Origin of the sequence: Thalassococcus sp. BH17M4-6 (assembly GCF_049323015.1) — a bacterium.
GTDB lineage: Bacteria > Pseudomonadota > Alphaproteobacteria > Rhodobacterales > Rhodobacteraceae > Puniceibacterium.
Genome location: NZ_JBMPGU010000001.1, coordinates 475,836 through 490,226 on the forward strand (window position 1 = coordinate 475,836; position 14,391 = coordinate 490,226).

At 65.7% G+C, this 14,391-nt stretch carries 14 protein-coding genes; 4 read left to right on the plus strand and 10 right to left on the minus strand.

All coding sequences use genetic code 11. The annotated features are described in order from the left end of the window. Positions 1-80: 80 nt before the first annotated feature. The 4 genes from ACOXXX_RS02115 to ACOXXX_RS02130 form a co-directional block, all read right to left on the minus strand. Positions 81-869 carry an FAD binding domain-containing protein gene (locus ACOXXX_RS02115; RefSeq protein ID WP_422824880.1) on the minus strand — a complete coding sequence of 263 codons (789 nt, stop codon included), beginning with the start codon at positions 867-869 and terminating at the stop codon, positions 81-83. 101 nt (positions 870-970) lie between these two features. After that, a complete protein-coding gene (locus ACOXXX_RS02120; RefSeq protein ID WP_422824881.1) occupies positions 971-3,334 on the minus strand; it encodes a xanthine dehydrogenase family protein molybdopterin-binding subunit in 2,364 nt (787 codons plus the stop codon). An 89-nt stretch (positions 3,335-3,423) separates the two neighbouring features. Beyond that, positions 3,424-3,909, minus strand: coding sequence for a (2Fe-2S)-binding protein (locus ACOXXX_RS02125; protein ID WP_422824882.1), 486 nt, complete (start codon positions 3,907-3,909; stop codon positions 3,424-3,426). A gap of 69 nt (positions 3,910-3,978) precedes the next feature. Next, positions 3,979-4,509 (minus strand): CoxG family protein, encoded by a 531-nt coding sequence (locus ACOXXX_RS02130; protein ID WP_422824883.1) that lies wholly within the window; start codon positions 4,507-4,509, stop codon positions 3,979-3,981. 217 nt (positions 4,510-4,726) lie between these two features. Between ACOXXX_RS02130 and ACOXXX_RS02135 the strand changes: the two genes are divergently transcribed. Beyond that, positions 4,727-5,467 (plus strand): ABC transporter ATP-binding protein, encoded by a 741-nt coding sequence (locus ACOXXX_RS02135; RefSeq protein ID WP_422824884.1) that lies wholly within the window; start codon positions 4,727-4,729, stop codon positions 5,465-5,467. Then, positions 5,464-6,255: an ABC transporter permease gene (locus ACOXXX_RS02140; protein WP_422824885.1), complete on the plus strand. Its 792-nt coding sequence runs from the start codon at positions 5,464-5,466 to the stop codon at positions 6,253-6,255. The genes ACOXXX_RS02135 and ACOXXX_RS02140 overlap by 4 nt, the downstream gene beginning before the upstream one ends. An 81-nt stretch (positions 6,256-6,336) precedes the next feature. On the opposite strand, the gene ACOXXX_RS02145 is transcribed toward ACOXXX_RS02140, so the two are convergent. Continuing rightward, positions 6,337-7,902, minus strand: coding sequence for a helicase HerA-like domain-containing protein (locus ACOXXX_RS02145; RefSeq protein WP_422824886.1), 1,566 nt, complete (start codon positions 7,900-7,902; stop codon positions 6,337-6,339). A gap of 438 nt (positions 7,903-8,340) precedes the next feature. Between ACOXXX_RS02145 and ACOXXX_RS02150 the strand changes: the two genes are divergently transcribed. After that, positions 8,341-9,009, plus strand: a complete 669-nt coding sequence (locus ACOXXX_RS02150) for an invasion associated locus B family protein (RefSeq protein WP_422824887.1) — start codon at positions 8,341-8,343, stop codon at positions 9,007-9,009. 82 nt (positions 9,010-9,091) lie between these two features. On the opposite strand, the gene ACOXXX_RS02155 is transcribed toward ACOXXX_RS02150, so the two are convergent. The 5 genes from ACOXXX_RS02155 to ACOXXX_RS02175 form a co-directional block, all read right to left on the minus strand. After that, entirely contained in the window at positions 9,092-10,108 is a 1,017-nt protein-coding gene (locus ACOXXX_RS02155) for a sensor histidine kinase (protein ID WP_422824888.1), read from the minus strand. Then, positions 10,105-11,283, minus strand: coding sequence for a trans-sulfuration enzyme family protein (locus ACOXXX_RS02160; RefSeq protein WP_422824889.1), 1,179 nt, complete (start codon positions 11,281-11,283; stop codon positions 10,105-10,107). The genes ACOXXX_RS02155 and ACOXXX_RS02160 overlap by 4 nt, the downstream gene beginning before the upstream one ends. Positions 11,284-11,382: 99 nt before the next feature. After that, complete coding sequence (locus ACOXXX_RS02165) at positions 11,383-11,904, minus strand: gamma carbonic anhydrase family protein (RefSeq protein ID WP_422824890.1); 522 nt, start codon at positions 11,902-11,904, stop codon at positions 11,383-11,385. After that, positions 11,891-12,544, minus strand: a complete 654-nt coding sequence (gene gmk / locus ACOXXX_RS02170; RefSeq protein ID WP_422824891.1) for a guanylate kinase — start codon at positions 12,542-12,544, stop codon at positions 11,891-11,893. The genes ACOXXX_RS02165 and gmk overlap by 14 nt, the downstream gene beginning before the upstream one ends. Positions 12,545-12,547: 3 nt before the next feature. Next, a complete protein-coding gene (locus ACOXXX_RS02175) occupies positions 12,548-13,438 on the minus strand; it encodes a YicC/YloC family endoribonuclease (RefSeq protein WP_422824892.1) in 891 nt (296 codons plus the stop codon). A 205-nt stretch (positions 13,439-13,643) separates the two neighbouring features. Between ACOXXX_RS02175 and ACOXXX_RS02180 the strand changes: the two genes are divergently transcribed. Further along, positions 13,644-14,357, plus strand: coding sequence for a PAS domain-containing protein (locus ACOXXX_RS02180; protein WP_422824893.1), 714 nt, complete (start codon positions 13,644-13,646; stop codon positions 14,355-14,357). The last annotated feature ends 34 nt before the right edge of the window (positions 14,358-14,391 follow it).

Here is a 14,391-nt window from a genome sequence, read left to right on the forward strand (position 1 = left end):
CCCGCCTGTCACATCGCCCAGACACGTGAAACCCCGGCCCATCTCTGGACCGGGGTCTGTCTTTTTATGGGGCCGTGGCGTCAGTGCGCCCCGGCGACGGCGCGTTTGGTCATGACGACCACCAGATGCGCGCGGTAATCGCCCGATCCGTGCAGGTCCGAGATCATGCCGTCGCCCGACACCGACAGCCCGTCCAGCGCATCGGCCGAGAAGTTCGACGACAGCGCCTCTTCGGCTTCGGTCCAGCGGAACACGCCGTCGTTCGACGCGCCCGTTACCGCGACCCGCACGCCATCGGCGAATTTCGCGACAAACACCCCCACCAGCGGGAAACGCGAAGCGGGCTGTTCGAACTTCATGTATTTCGCCTTTTCCGGCACTGGAAAGCTGACGGCGGTGATGATCTCGCCCTCTTCCAGCGCGGTGGTGAACATGCCCTGAAAGAAATCGTCCGCCGCAACCTCGCGGCTGTTGGTGTGGATCGTCGCACCCGACGCCAGCGCCGCCGCCGGATAGCAAGCCGAGGGGTCGTTGTTGGCGATGCTGCCGCCGATGGTGCCCCGGTTGCGCACCGCCGGGTCGCCGATGCGGCTGGCCAGGGCCGCCAGGGCCGGATAGTGCGCCTCGGCCTCCTTGGCGACGTCCACGTGGCGAGTACCGCCGCCGATCTTCAGCGTGTTGCCGTCCTTGGAAATGCCCTTCATCTCGGCGATGCCGGTCAGGCTCACCAACTTGCTGGGCATCGCCAGCCGCTGCTTCAGCGTCGGGATCAGGGTCTGCCCGCCCCCCAGCGCTTGCGCCTCTTCTGCGGCAAGGGCGTCGACCGCTTCCTTGATCGTGGTGGGGCGTTCTACGTCGAATGCATACATTGTCTTGTCCTCCTGCTGGACCGATCACCGGCTATGCCCGGGTTTCATCTGTCCAAAAATACTTCGGGGGTCCGGGGGCAGCGCCCCCGGACAACATCGCCTTAGCCCTGCATCGCGGCCCAGACCCGGGACGGGGTCGCGGGCATGTCGATATGCGCCACCTTGTGACCGCCCGATTGCAGCGCGTCGATCACCGCGTTGATCACCGACGGGGGCGAACCGATGGCCCCGGCCTCGCCGCAGCCCTTCACCCCCAGCGGGTTGTGGGTGCAGGGCGTCTGGCAGGAATGATCCACCTGGTAGAACGGCACATCGTCGGCGCGCGGCATGGCGTAATCCATGTAGGACGCGCTAAGCAGCTGGCCGTTCTCGTCATAGGCGCAGTTTTCCAGAAGCGCCTGGCCGATGCCCTGGGCGATGCCGCCATGGACCTGACCGCTGACGATCATCGGGTTGATGATGTTGCCGAAATCATCCGCCGCGGCAAAGCGTTCGATGGTGACCTTGCCGGTCTCGGGGTCGACCTCGACCTCGCAGGCATAGGCGCCGGACGGATAGGTGAAGTTCGCCGGGTCGTAGAACGCCGTCTCTTCCAGCCCCGGTTCGATATCCTCGAGCGGGTAGTTGTGCGGCACATAGGCGGCAAGGGTGACATCGCCCCAGGCCACCGACTTGTCGGTGCCCGCGACGCTGAACTGCCCGTCCTTGAGCTCGATATCCGCCTCGGAGGCTTCCATCAGGTGGGCCGCGATCTTCTTGGCCTTGTTGATGATCTTTTCGGTCGCACGCACCATGGCCGACCCGCAGACCGCCAGCGACCGGGACCCGTAGGTGCCCATGCCAAAGGGGATCTTGGAGGTGTCGCCATGCACGATGTCGATCTGATCCTCGGGAATGCCGAGCATTTCGGCCACCACCTGCGGAAAGGCGGTTTCATGCCCCTGCCCGTGGCTGTGCGCCCCCACCATGACCGAGATCGAGCCGGTGGCGTTCACCCGCACGGTTGCCGCGTCATAAAGACCGGCGCGCGCGCCCAGCTGGCCCACGAGGTTCGACGGTGCGATGCCGCAGGCCTCGATATAGCAGTTCACGCCAAAGCCGCGCAGCTTGCCATTCTTTTCGGATTCCGCGCGCCGGGCGGCAAAGCCCTTGACGTCGGCAATCTCTTCCAGCTTGGCCATGGTTGCCATGTAATCACCGGTGTCGTATTCCACCGCCACCGGGGTGGCATAGGGGAATTCGGTGATGAAGTTCTGCTTGCGCAGGGCGATCGGATCGACGCCCAGTTCGCGCGCCGCCTTGTCGATGACACGCTCAAGCTGGTAGGTCGCCTCGGGCCGACCGGCACCACGATAGGCATCCACCGGCACGGTGTTGGTGAAGACCGCCTTGACGTTCACGTAGATCAGCGGCGTCTTGTAGTTGCCCGCCATCAGCGTGCCGTGCAGCCAGGTCGGCACCGACGGCGCGAAGGTCGACAGATACGCCCCCATGTTGGCCAGCGTGTCGGTGCGGATGGCGGTAAAGTTGTTGTCCGCATCCAGCGCCAGTTCGATCTTGGTCACGTGGTCGCGGCCATGGGCGTCGGACATGAACGCCTCGGACCGGGTCGAGGTCCACTTGACCGGGCGTTTGACCTGCCGCGCGGCGAAGGTGCAGAACGCCTCTTCGGCGTAATGGAAGATCTTGGTGCCGAAGCCGCCGCCCACATCGGGCGCCACGACCCGCAGCTTGTGTTCCGGGATGCCCAGAACGAAAGCGCCCATCAGCAGCCGGATCACATGCGGGTTCTGGCTGGTGGTGTAGAGCGTCGACATGTCGTCGGACCGGTTGTATTCGCCGATGGCGACGCGCGGCTCCATCGGGTTGGCGACCAGCCGGTTGTTGACCAGTTCGAGCGTGGTCACGTGGGCGGCGTTCTTGATCGCCTCGTCCACGGCGTCGCGGTTATCCTCGACGAAACCCCAGTCATAGCACAGGTTGTCGGCCAGATCGTCGTGCAGCTTGGGCGCGCCGTCCTTGAGCGCATCCTTCATGTTGACCACGGCGGGCAGTTCTTCGATGTCGACGACGATCGCCTCGGCCGCGTCGCGGGCCTGGGCCAGCGTGTCGGCGACGACGGCGGCGATGGGTTCGCCCACGTGCCGCACCTTGCCCTGCGCCAGAACCGGGTGCGCCGGTTCCTTCATCGGCTCGCCGAAGCGGTCAGTGACCTGCCAGCCGCAGGGAATGCCGCCCACGCCTTCGAAATCCGCGCCGGTAAAGATGCGCACCACGCCGGGCATCTTGGCCGCCTCGGCGGTGTCGATGCTGCTGATGGTGCCATGCGCCACGTCGGAGCGCAGGAAATGCACATGGGCCTGGCCCTGCACGTTGATGTCGTCGGTGTAATTGCCGTTGCCGGTGAGAAAGCGGACGTCTTCGCGCCGCTTGGTGCTGGCCCCGATGCCATGATCCTTGGGCATGTTTGGTATCCTCCCTGGGATGGTGGGTTGGAAACCCACCCTACGTTTGGTTGTGCCGACCGGGCCCGAAGCCCGCCCCCGGCGTCAGATCATTCCGCCGCGATCGACGACACATCCTGACCGGATGCCGCCATGATCGCCTTGATGATGTTGTGATATCCGGTGCAGCGGCAGATATTGCCCTGCAGGTAATCGCGGATTTCCTGCTCGGACGGCTTGGGGTTGTCCTTGAGCAGTGCTGTCGCGCTCATCACCATGCCCGGGGTGCAGAACCCGCACTGCAGACCATGGTAATCCTGAAACGCCTGCTGCACGACCGACAGCGATCCGTCGTCATTCTCGACCGCCTCGATGGTCGTGACCTCGGCGCCCTCGGCCTCGGCGGCGAACATCGTGCAGGCCTTGACCGCCTCGCCGTTGACATGCACCACGCAGGCGCCGCACTGGCTGGTGTCGCAGCCCACATGGGTGCCCGTCAGGTTCAGGTTTTCCCGCAGGAACTGCACTAGAAGCGTGCGCCCTTCGGCCTCGTGGCTTACGGATTTTCCGTTCACCGTCATCGATACTTTAGCCATTCATTCCTCCCGTCGTATCCTTGGTGTTCTTGATGTTGCTCGGTCCCGGCCCTCGGGCCAAGCGGCGTGTCAGCCCGACACCATGCGCTTGAACCAACCCTTCTTCTTGCCGTCCGCCGCCGCGTCGCCCTCGACCTCGGGCGCCTCTTCCGGATCCGCGGGGCCTTCGACGGCCTCCTGGAAATTCTGGAAGAACTGGTCGGCCATCTTCTTGGCAAAGCCGTCGATGATCCGGCTGCCCAGCTGCGCCAGCTTGCCGCCGACGCTGGCCTCCACGTCGTAATGCAGCGTGGTGCCCGCCTCGGACGGTTCCATACGCACGTCCGCACCGCCTTTGGCAAAGCCCGCGGCCCCGCCCTTGCCTTCCCCCGTCAACTTGAGCTTGTGAGGCTCTTCCATGTCCGAGATCGTGACCTGGCCCTTGAAGGTCGCCTTCACCGGGCCGACCTTCTGGACCACCGTCGCCTCGAACCCGTCCTGGGCATTGCCGGTCATTTCGGTGCAGCCCGGCACGCAGGCCTTGAGCACCTCGGGATTGAGGATCGCGGCCCAGACCACCTCGGGTGCGGCCTTGATTTCTCGGGAATCACTCATTTTCATTGGATCTGTCCCTCCGTGATTGGCGCCACCCTAGGCAGTCTGTCACAAAGGTCATATTAGACCAATGGCCTAGGGTCGGCTTTGCGAAAGTTTCGCGGCCGCGCGTCGGGGCGCACCCGGCACCGACCCATTGCCGCCTTGAGGCCGGATGGCACCATCGCTAAGGTCCGGCGGACGGCGCCCCTACCCCCCTGCAACGAAAGCACCCAAGCCCCACATGAACCAAGGCCTTTCCGTCCAGAACGTCAGCTACCGCTACGGCCCCAAGGTGGCACTGGACGATGTCAGCTTTGACGTGGCGCCGGGCCGGTTCGCGGCGCTTCTGGGCCCCAACGGCGCGGGCAAATCGACGCTCTTTTCACTGCTGACGCGGCTTTTCACCACCGCCGACGGGCAGATTCTAATCGCGGGGCAGGACATGGGCCGCTCGCCCCGCCGGGCGCTGGCTCGGATGGGGGTGGTGTTCCAGTCGCAGACGCTCGACCTCGATCTCACGATTCGGCAGAACCTGCTTTATTTCGCGGCGCTGCACGGGCTCTCGGGCCGCGCCGCACGCACCCGCATCGACGCCGCGCTCGACCGGCTTCAGATCCGCGACCGGGCCGGGGAAAAGGCGCGCGGGCTCAACGGCGGGCATCGCCGCCGGACCGAGATTGCCCGCGCCCTGCTGCACGATCCTTCGGTCCTGCTGCTGGACGAGCCGACCGTGGGCCTCGACACCGGGTCGCGCCATGCGATCACCGAACACGTGCACCAGCTTTGCGCCGAGGATGACCTGACGGTGCTCTGGGCCACCCATCTCACCGACGAGGTCTATGACGCCGACCAGCTTGTGGTTCTGCACGAAGGGCGGATCCGCGCCACCGGGACATGTGCCGACCTGCGCGGCGACCGGTCGCTGCGGGAATACTTCCTCGGGCTGACCGAGGCGGCGGACATGACCGGGGCCGCGCCATGAGCGCCTATCTCACCGCGCTGCGCGCGATCATGCTGCGCGAAGGCCTGCGCTTCATCCACCAGCGCGAACGCTTCATCGCGGCGCTGGTGCGCCCGCTGGTCTGGCTGCTGGTCTTTGCCGCCGGGTTTCGCGCGGCCCTGGGCCTGTCGATCATCCCGCCTTACCAGACCTACATCACCTACGAGACATATATCGTGCCCGGGCTTTGCGGCATGATCCTGCTTTTCAACGGCATGCAAAGCTCGCTGAGCCTCGTTTACGACCGCGAAACCGGGTCCATGCGGCTTCTGCTCACGGCCCCCTTGCCGCGCGGCTGGCTGCTGTTCTGCAAGCTGCTGGGATCGACCGCGATCTCGATCCTGCAGGTCTATACCTTCCTCGCCATCGCCGCGCTATTCGGCATTGACATGGACCCGCTGGGGTATATCGCCGCCCTGCCGGCGCTGGTGATCTCGGGCCTGATGCTGGGCGCGCTCGGGCTGGCCCTGTCGAGCTTCATCAAGCAGCTCGAGAATTTCGCGGGCGTGATGAACTTCGTGATCTTCCCGATGTTCTTTCTCAGCTCCGCGCTTTACCCGCTGTGGAAGATGGCCGAGTCGAGCCCGCTTCTGCGCGACATCTGTGCCTGGAACCCCTTCACCCACGCAGTCGAACTGGTGCGTTTCGCGCTCTACCTGCAGTTCAACGGCATGGCGCTGCTCTGGACCGGGCTTGCCACACTGGTGTTCCTGATCATAGCGCTCTGGGGCTACGACCCGGCGCGCGGCATGGTCAGGCGCAAGGGATAGACCCGTCGACGGCCCATCTTCTTCGGTTCAAAAATACCTCGGGGGTCCGGGGGCAGCGCCCCCGGAGGCGCGGCACGCGCCTTACCGGCCCTTGAAGAGCCCGCCCAGGATGCCCCGCACGATCCGCCGCCCGGTGGTGCCCTTGAGCTCTTTCACAACGACCTTGGCCATCGCCTCGCCAAAGCTGTCGGTGTCGCGGTGCCGTGTGCTCCAGGTCTTGCGCGCAGGTTTGGTGGTCGACCGGCCCACCCGCGTGCCGGAATAGCGCCGCCCGGCGGAATATTCGCGCTCTGCGGCCTGCATCTCCTCCTCGCGTGCCTCCTGCGCCGCGGCCTCGGCGGCGGCCTTGTCGGCCCGATCCTTCAGCATCTCATAGGCGGACACCCGGTCCAAACCCGCCTCGTATTTCCCGCGCAGGTCCGATCCGGCGATCACCGCCGTCCGTTCCTGCGCCGAAATCGGGCCAAGCTGCGACGACGGCGGACGGATCAGCGTGCGCTGCACGATGCCCGGCACGCCCTTTTTCTGCAGCATCGACGTCACCGCCTCGCCGACACCAACCTCGCGGATCGCCTGTTCTGTGTCGAAATCGGGATTTTCGCGATAGGTCTCTGCCGCCATCCGCAGCGCCTTGCGGTCGCGGGCGGTAAAGGCGCGCAACGCGTGCTGTACGCGGTTGCCCAGCTGGCCCAGGATATCCTCGGGGATGTCATCCGGGTTCTGGGTGATGAAATAGACCCCCACCCCCTTGGACCGGATGAGCCGCGCCACCTGCTCGACCTTGTCGACCAGCGCCTTGGGCGCATCGTCGAAGAGCAGATGCGCCTCGTCGAAAAAGAACACCAGCTTGGGTTTTTCGGGATCGCCCACCTCGGGCAGTTCCTCGAAAAGTTCCGACAGCAGCCACAGCAGGAAGGTCGCGTAAAGTCTAGGCGAGGCCATCAGTGTGTCGGCGGCCAGGATGTTGATCTGCCCGCGCCCGTCCGCGCCCGTCCGCATCAGATCCTCAAGCGCCAGCGCCGGTTCGCCGAAGAAATCCGCAGCACCCTGGTTTTCCAGTACCAGCAGCCGTCGCTGGATCGCGCCCACCGACTGCACCGCGATGTTGCCGTAGCGCAGGCTCAGTGCCTCGCGGTTCTCGCCCACCCAGACCAACAGTGCCTGCAGGTCCTTGAGGTCGAGAAGCGGCAGGCCTTCCTCATCCGCCAACCGGAAGGCGATGTTCAGAATGCCCTCCTGTGCCTCGGACAGTTCCAGCAGACGCGCGATCAGTAGCGGCCCCATCTCGGCCACGGTGGTGCGCACCGGGTGGCCCTGCTGGCCGAAAAGATCCCAGAAGGTGACCGGAAAGGCGACATAGCCGTAGTCGTCAAAGCCGATCTTGCCGGCACGGTCCATGAACGCCTCGTGCAGCTTGTGGGTTTCGGTGCCGCTGGCCGCCAGCCCCGAAAGGTCGCCTTTGACATCGGACAGAAAGACCGGGACGCCTCGGGACGAAAACCCTTCGGCCAGGATCTGCAGGGTCACCGTCTTGCCCGTGCCGGTGGCCCCGGCAATAAGCCCGTGACGGTTGGCATAGCCTAGGTTCAGCCACTGCTTTTCGCCGTAGTCCGCGCCGCCGCCACCTACGAAAATCCCGTCATCCATCCGCCTCGCCCCTATTGCCGATCACATTCGTGCGACCCGAACATACTAACTTAACCATCTGCTGCCAGAGTATTCTTGTCCGGTGCCGCCAGTCCTTGCGGTGGCCGGGCTGACTTCCTCCCTGTCAGACTGGCCGCGCCTTCGGGCGCGGCATTTTTTTGTTTTAAATCCGGCCATAGGCGACCAAAAATGCCTGTTGACCGACAGCGGGAAGTTTCGTAGCGTCCGCATCATAATAAAGTCGGCCGGTCCGACAGGGAGAGACAAGGAAGAGGAGCCTCACGGCTCCTTTTCTGCTTTTGGCCCCCAGCAACGCTTTTACGCCACGCGATTTTTGGCAAATCCCCACCGACACCGGCTTTTTTGGCCCTGACACTTTGGCAAGCCCGTGCTAACCCGCCCCATACCATTAAGAACCGAGCTCAGGGAGCTTTTGCGATGACCAGATTTCCACTTCTTTTGACCGCCCTCGCCGCGATGAGCCTTGCGACGCTGGCCCAGGCCCAGGAAACGCCCGAGGCCGATGCCGCCGCAGAACCGCAGGCCGAGGCCCCGGCGGAACCGCAGGCCGACGCACCGGCCGCGGGCGCGCCGCAGCTCGACACCGGAGAGCCGGTGGGCGCACAGGGATCCGCGCAGGGCGCCGCCCAGGCCGAGGACAACACCTATGTAAAGGCGACCCACGGCGACTGGGACGTGCAGTGCCTGCGCGTCGAACAGGGCGAAGAGCCGTGCCAGATGTACCAGCTGCTGCGCGACAGCAACGACAATTCGGTGTCCGAGGTCAGCCTTTTCAAGGTGCAGGGTCAGGGCAACATCGCCGCCGGTGCCACCTTCATCGTGCCGCTGGGCACGCTGCTGACCGAAAAGCTGACCATCCAGGTCGACAGCGGTCAGGCCAAGCGTTATGACCTGTCGTTCTGCACGCAGATCGGCTGTTATGCCCGCATCGGCTTTACCGCGGCCGAGGTCGCGTCGTTCCGCGCCGGTCAGGTCGCGCGCATCAGCATCGTGCCGTTCCAGGCCCCCGACCAGCGCGTGACGGTCGACATGTCGCTGACCGGCTTTACCGCCGCCTACAATGAAATCACGGTCCTGCAGCAGTAATCTGCCGCATTGGTCCTGAAACAGAAACGCCCGGGCGCCGCGCCCGGGCGTTTTGCATGCGGGATATGCGTTCGGCAGAGGATCAGACCGGCAGGATCACCCGGAACCGCGTGCCCACCCCAAGTGTGCTATGGATCCGCAGCCGCCCGCGATGGCGGTTGACGATGTGCTTGACGATGGCAAGGCCCAGCCCCGTGCCGCCCTGTTCACGCGACCGGTGCGCATCGACCCGGTAGAACCGTTCGGTGAGCCGGGGTAGATGGATCGGGTCGATGCCCGGGCCGCTGTCCTCCACCTCAAGCTCGGCCGCTTCCGCGCGCACCTGCGCGCTGTAGGCCGGCGCCGTCACCCGCACGGTGACGCTACTGTCGCGACCGGAATACTTGATCGCGTTTTCCAGAAGGTTGGTCAGCACCTGGCGCAGCTGATCGGCATCGCCGCGCATCTCGAACGGATCGGGCAGATCCATCCCGACGGTGATCTGCGCCGCCTCGGCCAGCGGCTCCAGCCCCCGGACCGTGGCCCGCACGATGCCGGTCAGATCGACCAGTGCCGTCGGGCGCACACGTTCATCGGCTTCCACCCGGCTCAGGCTCAGCAGATCACCGACGAGGCGGTTCATCCGCCCGGCCTCGCCCTCCATGATGCCCAGGAACCGGTCGCGCGCGGCGGCATCGTCGCGCGCCGGTCCCTTCAGCGTTTCGATGAACCCCATCAGCGCCGTCAGCGGGGTGCGCAGTTCATGGCTCACGTTGGCGACGAAATCGCGGCGCATCTGGCCCGCCTGCTGCAGGTGGGTGACATCCTGAAACACCACCAGCACGCTGCGCCCAGCGGCACGGCAGGTGACGTCAAACGTGGTGTCCTGCTGGCCGTCATTCGTCAGGAACCGCGTGCGCCGTGGTGCGTGGTCGCGCAGCGTGGCCTCGATCGCATCCAGCAGGATGGGCTGGCGCAACGCGGTGATGAAATGCCGCCCCACGATCCCCTGCCCCAGCAGCGCGCGGGCGTCGTCATTCGCGGCCTCGATCCGTTCGTCCTGCCGGATCAGCACCGCGGGCAGCGGCACCGCCGCGACCAGAAGGCCGGGGTCGATCATTTCAGCGCACGCACCGCCGCGAGGCCCGCGTCGAACGTGTCGATCAGCGCGCCAGGGTCTTCGAGCCCGACCGACACGCGGAAGAATCCTTCGCTGACGCCGATGGCGGCGCGTGCCTCGGGCGTCAGCGCCCGGTGCGAGCTTGAGGCCGGGTGTGACAGCGTTGTGCCGACATCGCCCAGCGTCGGCGCGAAGGCGATGCCGGTGGCCGCGGCGGCAAACGCGTTGGCCGCCGCGCGACCGCCGTCGATCTCGAAGCTCAGCATATTGCCGCCCACCCCCTGCAGCACCGCCTGTGCGCGGGCGCGGTCCGGATGGTCGTCGCGGGTGGGATAAAGCACACGGGTCACCCCCGGCTGGCCCGACAGATGCGTTGCCAGCATCTGCGCCGTCTGCTGCGCCCGGTCAAAGCGCAGATCGAAGGACACGAGGCCCCGTTCGGCCAGCCAGCAGTCGAACGGGCTGGGGGTAAGGCCGGTGGTCACGATGAAATCATAAAGCCGCTTGCGCAAGCCGTCGTCGCGCGCGGCGACCCAGCCCAGCGTCACGTCGGAATGCCCGGCCAGCAGCTTGGTCACAGAATGCAGCACCACATCCGCGCCGCGCGCAAAGGGCTGCACCGCGTGCGGCGTGGTAAAGGTATTGTCCACGACCAGCAGGATGCCCCGCGCCTTGCAAAGTGCGGCGATGCCGTCAATGTCGGCGATCCGCAGCGTCGGGTTCGACACCACCTCGATCAGGACCATGCGGGTGGTGTCGCGCAGCGCCGCCTCCATCGCCGCGACATCGGTTGGATCGGCCAGCGTGGTGGTGATGCCCAGGCGGGGCAGATCCTCTTTCATCAGGCGCAGCGACCGGCCATAAAGCTGATCGCCACCCAACACATGATCACCCGCCTGACACAGTCCCATCACCGCCGCGGTCACAGCCGCCATGCCCGATCCGGTGACGATCCCGCCTTCGCAGCCTTCAAGCGCGTCGATCCGCTGCGCCAGCACATCCGCGTTGGGATGGCCTTCGCGGGCATAGGTATAGCCCTGCGTGCGCCCCTCATACTGCGCGTCCAGCGCATCCGGCGTGTCCGAGGCATAGACGACCGACGGCATGATCGGCGTGACCACCGGACGCGAGATGCTGGCGGGCAGGCCCTGAGGGCGGATGAGCGTGGGTTTCATGACGGCGATCCTTCTGTTGCGGCCAGAGGTGCCATGCCACGGGAACGCTGACAAGCGGGGTCTGTCTAAACCCGAGCGCGGTGCCGAAGGACGCCCGGATCAGAGCGCCGAGAGCCCCGCGCGAAAGCGGCGCATGTTGGCCTGATAGCCAAGCGCGGATTTGCGCAACCCCTCGATTGCAGCGGCGTCCAGCGCCCGCACGACCTTGCCGGGCACCCCCATCACCAGACTGCCGTCGGGGATCTCCTTGCCCTCGGTGATCAGCGCGCCTGCCCCGATCAGGCAGTTCTTGCCGATCCTTGCGCCGTTGAGCACCGTGGCCCCCATGCCGATCAGGGAATTGTCGCCGATGGTGCAGCCGTGCAGCATGACCTTGTGGCCGATGGTGCATCCCGCCCCGATGGTCAGCGGAAACCCCATGTCGGTGTGGCAGACCACGTTTTCCTGCAGGTTGCTGCCCGCGCCCACGTGTATGCGTTCGTTGTCGCCGCGCAGGGTGCAGCAGAACCAGACGGATGCACCCTCTTCCATCACCACATCGCCGATCACATTGGCATCGGGCGCGATCCAGGTGTCGTCGGCGATGTCGGGCGCTTTGCCGTCGAGCTTATACAGGGTCATACTGTCCCTCCTCGAATTCGCTTTGCAGTTTGCGCACATGCGCGGTCAGATCGGGCTGCTGCGACCGACGCAGGCGGGCTGCCGTCACGATGGATTTCAGCCGCGCTTCGGTGTCGTCGAGATCTTCGTTGATCAGCACGAAATCATATCCACCCCAGTGGCTGATCTCGTCCCAGCTTTTCTGCATCCGCTTGGCGATGGTTTCCGCCGTGTCCTGGCCCCGGGATTCCAGCCTGCGGCGCAGTTCGGTGATCGACGGCGGCAGCAGGAAGATCGACAGCGTATGCGCCGACAGCGGCGAATTCTGGATCTGCTGCGCGCCCTGCCAGTCGATGTCGAAAAGCACGTCGCGGCCCGCCTCGATCGCCGCTTCGACTGGCGCGCGGGGCGAGCCGTAGAAATTGCCGAAGACATGCGCGTGTTCCAGCATCCCCTCGTCCGCGACCTGTTTCTTAAACTGGGCATAGGTCTGGAAATGGTAGTGCTCTCCATCCACCTCGCCCGGGCGCGGCGCGCGGGTGGTGGCCGAAACCGAAAAGCAGATCGACGGATCCCAGTCGCGCAGACGGTTGGCCAAGGTGGATTTGCCGGCCCCCGAAGGCGACGACAGGATGATCAGCAGGCCGCGTCGGTCGGTCATGGCTTACTCCAGGTTCTGAACTTGTTCGCGCATCTGGTCGATGACCGTCTTGAGCGCCAGCCCGGTCTGCGTCAAGGGCACCGATTGCGCCTTGGAGCACAAGGTGTTGGCCTCGCGGTTGAATTCCTGCATCAGGAAATCGAGCTTGCGGCCCACGGCGCCCTCGGCCTGCAGCAGATCGCGGGCGGCGGCGACATGGGCACGCAGGCGGTCCAGCTCTTCGGTGACATCGGCCTTGACCGCGATCAGCGCCAGTTCCTGCGCGATGCGCTGCGCATCCATGCCGTCGGTATTGTCCATCACGCGGGCCAACGCGCCGCGCATACGGTCGGTCTGTTCGTCGCGCCGCGCCTCGGCCTGCTCTGCGGCGGTTTCGGTGAGCGTTGCGATCTCTGCCAGCTGATCGGTCAGGATCGCCGCCAGCGCCTGCCCTTCGGCGGCGCGCATCTGCACGAAGGCGGCGAGCACCGCGTCGAAATCCGCCAGCAGCGCCTTGCGCAAGGCAACCGGGTCGGTCTGCGGCTCGGCGGTGTCCATCACGCCGCGCAGCGCCACGATCTGCGCGGCGGTGGCGGGCGCGAGCGACAGGCCCTGCTCCATCGCCTCGGCCTCGATCCGGGTCATCGCGGACAGCACCCGCGCCAGCTGCGGCTCGGACAGGCTCAGCGCGCCCTCTTCCTCGCTGCCCTGCACCCGCAGCGCGACCGTCACGTTGCCGCGCGTCACGGCCCTTGACACGACACCGCGCAGCGCCGGTTCCAGCCCGTCGATCCAGTCCGGCACGCGCAGCCGCAGATCCCGCCCCTTGCCGTTCACGCCGCGCAGATCCCACGTCCAGCGCACCGCGCCAAAGCTGCCCTGCCCCGAGGCATAGCCTGTCATCGAATGCCGCATGGCGTCCCCCCTGATTGCCCCGCGATGCCTAAGCAATGATGCCGGGCGGCGCAAGCACCGGCCATGGACGGCAACGTTAACCATTTGGTTCGAAATGGGGCGAAAATGGGGCGGCGGTCGGGTTATTAATCCCTTGGTAACGATGCTTAAGGCAGGATGGACGGGCGCATGGTCCGGGCATCCTTCGGGTTAAACGGAGTGTGAGATGGCGGGTTATGGCGGCAACGGACGGAACGTGGTGTCGATGATGGGGCGGGAAACGGATCAGCGCAGCGCGCCCCTGCGCGAGGTCGAGGCATACTGGACCGCCCTTTGCGGTACCGACACGCTGCCTCTGCGCAGCCAGATCGACCCGCGCGGGATCGAAGGCGCGCTGGAATATGCCTTCCTCGCAGAACGCATCTCGCCCCGGCTGGCCAAGCTGCGGGTCGCCGGATCGCACCTGTCCGACCTGATGGGAATGCAGGTTGCTGGCATGCCGGTCAGCGCGCTTTTCACGCCCAAGGACCGGGACCGGCTGGCCGAGGCGGTCGAGGCGCTGTTCGCCCGCCCCGCCGTGCTGCACCTGCAATTACAGGCCGCAGGCGGCTTTGGTCGGAGCGGGCTGGACGGTACGATGCTGCTGATGCCGCTGCTTTCTGATTTCGGCGAGGTCAGCCGCGCACTGGGGTGCCTTGTCACCCAGGGCCGGATCGGACGCACCCCGCGGCGGTTCGACATCGCGGCCATCGATCTGCGCTGCGCCTTTTCCGACGATCACCAGCGCCCCCTGGGTCCGGACATGTCAGAGCGATTGCAAAAGGCCCCCATCCGCCACCTGTCGGAAGACCGCGCTCCCTTTGCCCCTGCCGCAACGGGCCGCGCGCCTGCAAAAGGCAAAGCGCCGCATCTGCGGCTGGTGGCGTCGAACGACGACTGACACGAAAACCGCAGCCCGGGATCGTCCGGACGGC

What these genes read in the sequence shown, in the direction of transcription:
- ACOXXX_RS02115 (WP_422824880.1), bottom strand. Translation starts at nt 869, where the DNA reads ATGTATGCATTCGACGTAGAACGCCCCACCACGATCAAGGAAGCGGTC.
- ACOXXX_RS02120 (WP_422824881.1), bottom strand. Translation starts at nt 3,334, where the DNA reads ATGCCCAAGGATCATGGCATCGGGGCCAGCACCAAGCGGCGCGAAGAC.
- ACOXXX_RS02125 (WP_422824882.1), bottom strand. Translation starts at nt 3,909, where the DNA reads ATGGCTAAAGTATCGATGACGGTGAACGGAAAATCCGTAAGCCACGAG.
- ACOXXX_RS02130 (WP_422824883.1), bottom strand. Translation starts at nt 4,509, where the DNA reads ATGAAAATGAGTGATTCCCGAGAAATCAAGGCCGCACCCGAGGTGGTC.
- ACOXXX_RS02135 (WP_422824884.1), top strand. Translation starts at nt 4,727, where the DNA reads ATGAACCAAGGCCTTTCCGTCCAGAACGTCAGCTACCGCTACGGCCCC.
- ACOXXX_RS02140 (WP_422824885.1), top strand. Translation starts at nt 5,464, where the DNA reads ATGAGCGCCTATCTCACCGCGCTGCGCGCGATCATGCTGCGCGAAGGC.
- ACOXXX_RS02145 (WP_422824886.1), bottom strand. Translation starts at nt 7,902, where the DNA reads ATGGATGACGGGATTTTCGTAGGTGGCGGCGGCGCGGACTACGGCGAA.
- ACOXXX_RS02150 (WP_422824887.1), top strand. Translation starts at nt 8,341, where the DNA reads ATGACCAGATTTCCACTTCTTTTGACCGCCCTCGCCGCGATGAGCCTT.
- ACOXXX_RS02155 (WP_422824888.1), bottom strand. Translation starts at nt 10,108, where the DNA reads ATGATCGACCCCGGCCTTCTGGTCGCGGCGGTGCCGCTGCCCGCGGTG.
- ACOXXX_RS02160 (WP_422824889.1), bottom strand. Translation starts at nt 11,283, where the DNA reads ATGAAACCCACGCTCATCCGCCCTCAGGGCCTGCCCGCCAGCATCTCG.
- ACOXXX_RS02165 (WP_422824890.1), bottom strand. Translation starts at nt 11,904, where the DNA reads ATGACCCTGTATAAGCTCGACGGCAAAGCGCCCGACATCGCCGACGAC.
- gmk (WP_422824891.1), bottom strand. Translation starts at nt 12,544, where the DNA reads ATGACCGACCGACGCGGCCTGCTGATCATCCTGTCGTCGCCTTCGGGG.
- ACOXXX_RS02175 (WP_422824892.1), bottom strand. Translation starts at nt 13,438, where the DNA reads ATGCGGCATTCGATGACAGGCTATGCCTCGGGGCAGGGCAGCTTTGGC.
- ACOXXX_RS02180 (WP_422824893.1), top strand. Translation starts at nt 13,644, where the DNA reads ATGGCGGGTTATGGCGGCAACGGACGGAACGTGGTGTCGATGATGGGG.